General features: G+C 34.0%; 9 protein-coding genes. 4 read left to right on the forward strand and 5 right to left on the reverse strand.

Annotated elements, in window-relative coordinates; all coding sequences use genetic code 11:
- Positions 1-7 precede the first annotated feature (7 nt).
- Positions 8-271: a 4a-hydroxytetrahydrobiopterin dehydratase gene (locus O5637_RS10725; RefSeq protein ID WP_269604991.1), complete on the forward strand. Its 264-nt coding sequence runs from the start codon at positions 8-10 to the stop codon at positions 269-271.
- Here O5637_RS10725 and O5637_RS10730 read toward each other — a convergent pair.
- The 3 genes from O5637_RS10730 to gloB all read right to left on the reverse strand — a co-directional run bounded on the left by O5637_RS10730 (position 268) and on the right by gloB (position 1,793).
- The gene (locus O5637_RS10730) at positions 268-498 is read right to left on the reverse strand and encodes a DUF3136 domain-containing protein (RefSeq protein ID WP_269604993.1); all 231 of its coding nucleotides are present in this window, start codon (positions 496-498) and stop codon (positions 268-270) included. The two genes, O5637_RS10725 and O5637_RS10730, sit on opposite strands and share 4 nt — an antisense overlap.
- Before the next feature lie 86 nt (positions 499-584).
- Complete coding sequence (locus O5637_RS10735; protein WP_269604995.1) at positions 585-992, reverse strand: RidA family protein; 408 nt, start codon at positions 990-992, stop codon at positions 585-587.
- A 45-nt stretch (positions 993-1,037) separates the two neighbouring features.
- Positions 1,038-1,793 (reverse strand): hydroxyacylglutathione hydrolase, encoded by a 756-nt coding sequence (gene gloB, locus O5637_RS10740; RefSeq protein WP_269604997.1) that lies wholly within the window; start codon positions 1,791-1,793, stop codon positions 1,038-1,040.
- A 50-nt stretch (positions 1,794-1,843) separates the two neighbouring features.
- On the opposite strand from gloB, the gene hisG reads away from it, so the two are divergent.
- From hisG to O5637_RS10755, 3 genes are read left to right on the forward strand one after another with little or no spacing between them, the layout of a single operon-like run.
- On the forward strand, positions 1,844-2,488 hold the full coding sequence (hisG, locus tag O5637_RS10745) for an ATP phosphoribosyltransferase (protein WP_332299749.1): 645 nt from the start codon (positions 1,844-1,846) through the stop codon (positions 2,486-2,488).
- The gene (locus O5637_RS10750; RefSeq protein ID WP_269604998.1) at positions 2,488-4,284 is read left to right on the forward strand and encodes an ABC transporter ATP-binding protein; all 1,797 of its coding nucleotides are present in this window, start codon (positions 2,488-2,490) and stop codon (positions 4,282-4,284) included. Before hisG ends, O5637_RS10750 begins: the two co-directional genes overlap by 1 nt.
- Before the next feature lie 13 nt (positions 4,285-4,297).
- A complete protein-coding gene (locus tag O5637_RS10755) occupies positions 4,298-4,840 on the forward strand; it encodes a GNAT family N-acetyltransferase (RefSeq protein ID WP_269605000.1) in 543 nt (180 codons plus the stop codon).
- A 22-nt stretch (positions 4,841-4,862) separates the two neighbouring features.
- Here the strand turns inward: O5637_RS10755 and O5637_RS10760 are convergent, their stop codons facing one another.
- Positions 4,863-5,567, reverse strand: a complete 705-nt coding sequence (locus O5637_RS10760; RefSeq protein WP_269605002.1) for a TIGR04283 family arsenosugar biosynthesis glycosyltransferase — start codon at positions 5,565-5,567, stop codon at positions 4,863-4,865.
- Positions 5,516-6,247 carry a TIGR04282 family arsenosugar biosynthesis glycosyltransferase gene (locus tag O5637_RS10765; RefSeq protein ID WP_269605004.1) on the reverse strand — a complete coding sequence of 244 codons (732 nt, stop codon included), beginning with the start codon at positions 6,245-6,247 and terminating at the stop codon, positions 5,516-5,518. The genes O5637_RS10760 and O5637_RS10765 overlap by 52 nt, the downstream gene beginning before the upstream one ends.
- Positions 6,248-6,270 lie beyond the last annotated feature (23 nt).

Here is a 6,270-nt window from a genome sequence, read left to right on the forward strand (position 1 = left end):
TTTTTTCATGGAAGGGTGGAGGCAAAAAAAAAGACCTGAGTCTCTAGAAAAAAGATTTGAATTTAAATCTTATGAAAAAAATAGAGATTTTCTTGATGCTCTAGGTGATTTTTGTGAGAAGGTCAATCGCTTTCCCGATATAAGTTTCGGGAAAACTTATGCAAATATAACTATCAGGCCTCTAGAAAATAATGAGAAAGAGGAAATATCAAAAGATGATCATGATTTTGCAAGTAAAATAGATTTTTTAAATAAACAACAAGAAAATTAATCTTCCTCTTTTGGTTGCTCTAAATCTCGTTTTATTAATGCCATTAGATAGGAGGGGGTTTTATATCTTCCTGGTAAACACCTATTAAGAGTCTCTAAGTGGCTCCAGCAAACAGTTCTTTGAATTTGATCAGAGGTACGACCTTGTTGCAAAAGCCTCCTAAGTGCTTTGCAGTAAAGAGGGTATCCTGCTTCTAGTTCGCCAATAGTCAACTTGGCAGTGGACATTATTTGATGCGAATCAATTATTAATTTAGACAATAATGGGTCCACTTAGCAAAGTGGCAAGGTTCTATTTAGTCACAATGTTGTTTTTACTTCTTGTTTTCTAACCAGGCTATGCAATCTATCTCGATTTTTCCTCCTTTCGGAAGATTTGATACTTCAACGCAAGCTCTTGCGGGGCTTACTGTTTCGCTAAAAGTTTCTGCATAAATTTCATTTACTTTTGCGAAATCATTTAAATCAGTTAAGTAAATGGTTGTTCTTATGACGTTTGAACTTTTTCCTCCAGCTGCTTTGACTACTGCGATCAAATTTTTTAGAACTTGTTTGGCTTCTTCTTCTATATCTCCATTCCCGATCATTTCGCCAGTTGAAGGATCTAAAGCAATTTGTCCTGAGCAATACAAAAAGTTTTCTACCAAAATAGCTTGGTTGTAGGGGCCAACGGGTTTAGGCGCAAATTTTGTTTCGATTGGCTCTATCGCTGAACTTTTCATGAATGATTCGTCTTGATTCAAGAGATTTGATACACAAATTGGAATTTAACATTTCCAACAATCTTTGTGTCTCCTTAGAATTGTAAATTGATCTACATTTTCTGCTCTTAAAAATAGATTTGTTTTTCTTTCTTCTGATAGTGTTGATGGGAGACTAGGCATTCCTTTCTGAAGTTTATTTTGAATGAGCTTTAATCTTTCAATAATAGAAATATTTTCAGGTTCTAATGTTAAGGCCCACTTTAAGTTGTTTTCTGTATATTCATGAGCTGAGTATATTTTTGTATTTTTTGGAAGGGAATTTAGTTTATATAAACTTTGAAACATTTGAGTAGGAGTTCCTTCTAGTAGACGCCCACAACCTCCACCAAATAAGGTATCTCCAGGAAATAATATATTATACTTACTGGTTGCTTTTGATATATAAAAAGCTATATGGTTGTTAGTGTGTCCATTTACTTCAATAACTTTAATCTCACTATCCATTAAACGAAAAATATCATTATCATCCACTGAAAAAGTTTGAAAAGGGATTCTTTTAAGTTCTTTTTTCGAAGCAATTACATTTGCATCCGGCCATCGTTTAATTAACTTTTGTGTCCCACCAATATGGTCATCATGATGATGAGTTTGAAGAATAGCTTTTAATGTTAGGTCTTTTTCTGACAGCCATTTTTCTACTGGGCCAGAGATGGAAGGATCTACTACCACTGCATTGCAATTGTGGACCCATACCCATACGATATTGTCCTGTAAGACAGTGATTGGGTAAATAGTGAACTCGCTTTTTTTCTCTAGCATTGTTTATCTAGTAAATGGAATAGTTAAAGTCCACCCCAATAGTTTTTGACATGTTTACTGTTGCTTTAGCTAAAGGTGCCTTATTGAAAGAATCAGTCTCAATGTTCTCTGACGTTGGACTTGACTTCTCAGCTGTTTTAGAAGATAGCAATAGGCAATTAATGGTTCCTTCAGTTTGTGGCCGAGCGAAAGCTCTTTTGGTTCGAAACAGTGATGTTCCTGTCTATGTATCTTATGGCCAGGCGCAACTAGGAATAGTCGGTTTTGATGTACTACAAGAGCAGAAATTGCAAGTATCTAATTTAGTAGACCTTGGTTTTGGAGAGTGTCATATGTCTGTTGCAGTTAAATCGAGCAGTGGTTATTTGAGTGCTTCTGATTTGCCTCCAAACTGCCGGGTGGCAAGTAAATTTACTAATTGCTCTAAGAAATTTTTTGATCAAATTGATTTGCCCGTTCAGTTGGTACATCTGAGTGGATCAGTTGAACTTGGTCCTATAACAGGTATGGCTGAAGCAATCGTTGATTTGGTCGCGACTGGTCGTACTCTTAGAGATAATGGTCTTATAGAAATTGAAGAACTTTTTAAATCAAGTGCTCGGCTGGTTGGGCATCCACTATCCCTAAGACTTGATAAAGGACCCCTTCAAGAAATTATTGACTCACTTCAAATCCAATCTCAGACTAGATTTTGATGGCAAAAAATGATTTTCGAAGAGTTAAAAAGCTTGGCAAGTATTTGAAAAAAGAGAAAAAACGTTTGATTCTGATACTTTTTATTTTAATACCTGTTGCATTAGCGGGTGCAATTCAACCTCTTCTAGTAGGACAAGCTATTTCTGTTTTAAGAGGAGAAGAAACAATACCTTTTTTTGATAACTTGTCTAATCAAATGTCAATTCGGTTGATAATAGTAATATTATTTATAACTGTCTTGTTAAGGCTTGGATTACAGGGATTTCAGTCATACAATATTCAGGCTGTAGGTCAGAGGCTGACTGCGCGCATTAGGAATGATTTGTTTTCTCATTCCATGTCATTGTCGTTGCGCTTTCATGACAAAATGCCTGTTGGTAAATTGCTTACAAGGTTAACTAGTGATGTTGATGCATTGTCAGAAGTTTTTGGTAGTGGAGCTGTAGGTGTTTTAGCTGACTTTGTAAGTCTTATAGTTATATCAGTAACTATGATTTTAATTGAATGGAGGTTAGGTATTCTACTTTTGATAGTTCAAATACCTGTAACGTTATTTATACTATGGTTACAAAAACGTTATAGAAAACAAAATTATAAAGTTAGAGAAGAACTTTCCCAATTGAATGCAAACTTTCAGGAAAATCTTCAAGGCCTCGAAGTTGTTCAAATGTTTAGAAGACAATCATTAAACGGTCAAAACTTTTCTAAAACAGGAACTAATTATAAAAATGCTGTAAACGGAACCATCTTTTACGATAGTAGTATTTCTGCATTTATTGAATGGGTCTCATTGGCAGCAGTCGCTTTAGTTATTTCTCTTGGAGGTTACATGGTTACGGCAGGAACAATGGGATTAGGAACTCTCACTACATTTATTCTTTATTCACAAAGGCTATTTGAACCATTAAGGCAGTTGGCAGAGAGATTTACGCAAATACAGGGAGGCTTAACAGCAGTTGAGAGGATAAGTGAATTGCTTGAGAAAAAAATTGAGATTTATGATCAAATCAACCCTAAAGCAGAAAATAAAAAATTAATAAATTCAAGCAAAATTGTTTGTGGGGAAGTCTTATTTGAAAACGTAAGCTTTTTTTACAGAGAAGATGAACCAATAATAAATGATTTAAGTTTCATAATTAAACCTGGTGAGCATGTTGCTCTTGTAGGCCCAACTGGTTCAGGGAAAACAACTTTAATTAGATTATTATGTAGACTTTATGAACCTCAAAGGGGAAATATTTATATTGATGGTCAAAATATTAAAAACATACCTATCGATTCCTTAAGGAAACAATTGGGAGTTGTTCTTCAAGATACTTTCCTATTTAGCGGAAATGTTGCAGATAATCTTCGTTTAGACTCTTCAATAGATAATCAACGCTTAAAAAATATATGTAGTGATTTAGGCCTAAATAATTTATTGAGAAAGTTGCCAAATGGATTAGATACTTATATACGAGAAAGAGGAGGGAATCTTTCTTCAGGTGAAAGGCAGCTTTTATCTATTGCACGAGTTGCAATAAGAGATCCAAAAGTATTAATCATGGATGAAGCAACTGCTTTTATGGACCCATCAACTGAAGCGACATTGCAAAGAGATCTTGATAGATTGTTAGAGAAAAGGACAGCGCTTGTAATTGCTCATAGATTAGCGACAATAGAAGCTTCTGATCGAATACTCGTAATCAGAAAAGGAACCCTAATTGAACAAGGTACTCATGAAGAATTGAGAGCTTTAGGCGGACTTTATTCTCAACTTTCTGATTTGCAAGAAAAAGGTCTAACAACCATCTAAATAGTATTAATTTATGATTAATTTAGGATCAAAAAAAATAGGCATGCCAGGATGGAGAAATGAAAATATTCTTTCGGATGAAACATTAAAAGATATATACGGACAACAAGCTCTTCAATACTTTAATCAAGATAATACATCTCTTTTCGTTTTTAGTAATTCAAAATCTTTTGATTTAATTGAACTTGAGCAACTTCTTCAAGCGGTTGGTTGGGGCAGAAGACCACTAAGGAGGGTGAAACGAGCACTAGACAATAGCTTGCTTAAGGTTGGTCTATGGCAACATGATCCTAAATTCCCAAGATTGATTGGTTTCGCAAGATGCACAGGAGATGGATTTATTGATGCAACAATATGGGATGTAGCAATTAACCCTGTTTATCAAGGTTATGGGCTAGGAAAACAACTTATGTCATATTTGATGAGATGTTTAAAAAGAGAAGGTATTAGTAGGGTTACTTTGTTTGCTGATTCCGATGTGATTACTTTTTATAAAAGGCAAGGTTGGACTTTAGAACCAAAAGGTAACAAATGTGCATTTTGGTATTCAAATTAAGTATTTAGCTCAGTTTAAAAAATTATGAATTGTATTCTTTGGATAGGTCATCAATATCATGCCCCTGGCGCCACTTTTTTCTTAATTTAGCGTTTTTAATTGCACGATCAATTATATTCGAATTAGACCACTTTATGTCATCTGTATATATATTTTCTCTGATACGCAGTACTTTGGACCTTTTAGTAATTCTTGTTATAAAATCTATATCTTCCATTATTTTTAAAGCAGAGTACTCACCTGAATTTAAATATAGATCTTTATGTATTAGTAAACCTTGATCTCCATAAGGTCGTTTTAAGAATTGACTTCTTAACGCTACAGCTAATTCTAATAATCTGAACTCTATATTATGTTTTTTTATTTTAAAGTCGAAATACCATGCAAACTTTTCTGATGTTTTATTTTGTATTATTTTATATATGCTTTTTGCCCAAGTCGAATCTAATCTGCTATCAGCATGAAGAAATAAAAGCCACTCTCCAGTTGCATTTGAAGCCCCGATTTTTAATTGATACCCTCTATTCTTTTTGGGGCTTTTAATAACATTTAGTCTTTGTATATTTGCAATTGAAACAGTTAAATCTGTGCTTCCTCCATCCACTATGATTAATTCAAAATCATATGACCAGGCATTTAAATCAGCGATGAGAAGAGGTAGGTGAATTGCTTCATTTAAAGTTGGTATGATGACGCTGAGAGTAGGAAACTTTTGTAATCTAGCCATGGCGACAAATCCATAATATTATCCAAATCATTTTTAGTTTGAAGAAGTTGATAATTGATTTTATTTGAGGATGCTAATTGAATTGTTTGTTGGAGGACTTTATCTGTTCCCCAACTTATACCAGAAAATGGCCAGGAACATAAAGGATTTAAAAGTTTATGAGATAATCCTATAAGCCAATATCCGCCGTCGCTTGAAGGGCCTAAAACCATTTCTTTCTCATTAAGTATATGGATGGCTTGAATTAATTCAAAATGCGAAATTGATGGTAAATCCGTTCCAATTAATAAGATAGGATTTCTATTTTTGTGAGAAATATTGTTTTCAGAATGAGTTTTTAAAAACTGTCTTTTCATTTTTGTTCCTAGATTCCCATGCCCTTGAATTGCTATTGTTTTGACTTTATTTAATAAGGCCCATTTTCTTGCGGCTTTCAGACCAATTCCATCGATGGCAACTTTTATTTCTGCGAGGCCTTTTTTTTGAATTCCTTTGGCTACATTGATTGTGTGATTAGTTAGTTTTTCTTGGATCTTTGCTGCCTTAAAGGCCCCTATATCTTTTGATAAACGACTTTTACATCTATACGTAGCGTGCCACCTCGTCATTAAAACTATAGTTGGTTTAGTGCTTTTATTAAATTTCTTTATAGTTGCTGCTTTACTTTTAACAATATCCATCGTCTTTCAATCTCAAATTATTA

The organism is Prochlorococcus marinus str. MIT 0917, from assembly GCF_027359575.1.
GTDB lineage: Bacteria > Cyanobacteriota > Cyanobacteriia > PCC-6307 > Cyanobiaceae > Prochlorococcus_B > Prochlorococcus_B marinus_D.

Excerpts from the sequence above, each read along its gene's own strand:
- O5637_RS10735 (WP_269604995.1), bottom strand. The coding sequence starts at position 992 with ATGAAAAGTTCAGCGATAGAGCCAATCGAAACAAAATTTGCGCCTAAA.
- O5637_RS10730 (WP_269604993.1), bottom strand. The coding sequence starts at position 498 with ATGTCCACTGCCAAGTTGACTATTGGCGAACTAGAAGCAGGATACCCT.
- gloB (WP_269604997.1), bottom strand. The coding sequence starts at position 1,793 with ATGCTAGAGAAAAAAAGCGAGTTCACTATTTACCCAATCACTGTCTTA.
- O5637_RS10725 (WP_269604991.1), top strand. The coding sequence starts at position 8 with ATGGAAGGGTGGAGGCAAAAAAAAAGACCTGAGTCTCTAGAAAAAAGA.
- hisG (WP_332299749.1), top strand. The coding sequence starts at position 1,844 with ATGTTTACTGTTGCTTTAGCTAAAGGTGCCTTATTGAAAGAATCAGTC.
- O5637_RS10765 (WP_269605004.1), bottom strand. The coding sequence starts at position 6,247 with ATGGATATTGTTAAAAGTAAAGCAGCAACTATAAAGAAATTTAATAAA.
- O5637_RS10760 (WP_269605002.1), bottom strand. The coding sequence starts at position 5,567 with ATGGCTAGATTACAAAAGTTTCCTACTCTCAGCGTCATCATACCAACT.
- O5637_RS10755 (WP_269605000.1), top strand. The coding sequence starts at position 4,298 with ATGATTAATTTAGGATCAAAAAAAATAGGCATGCCAGGATGGAGAAAT.
- O5637_RS10750 (WP_269604998.1), top strand. The coding sequence starts at position 2,488 with ATGGCAAAAAATGATTTTCGAAGAGTTAAAAAGCTTGGCAAGTATTTG.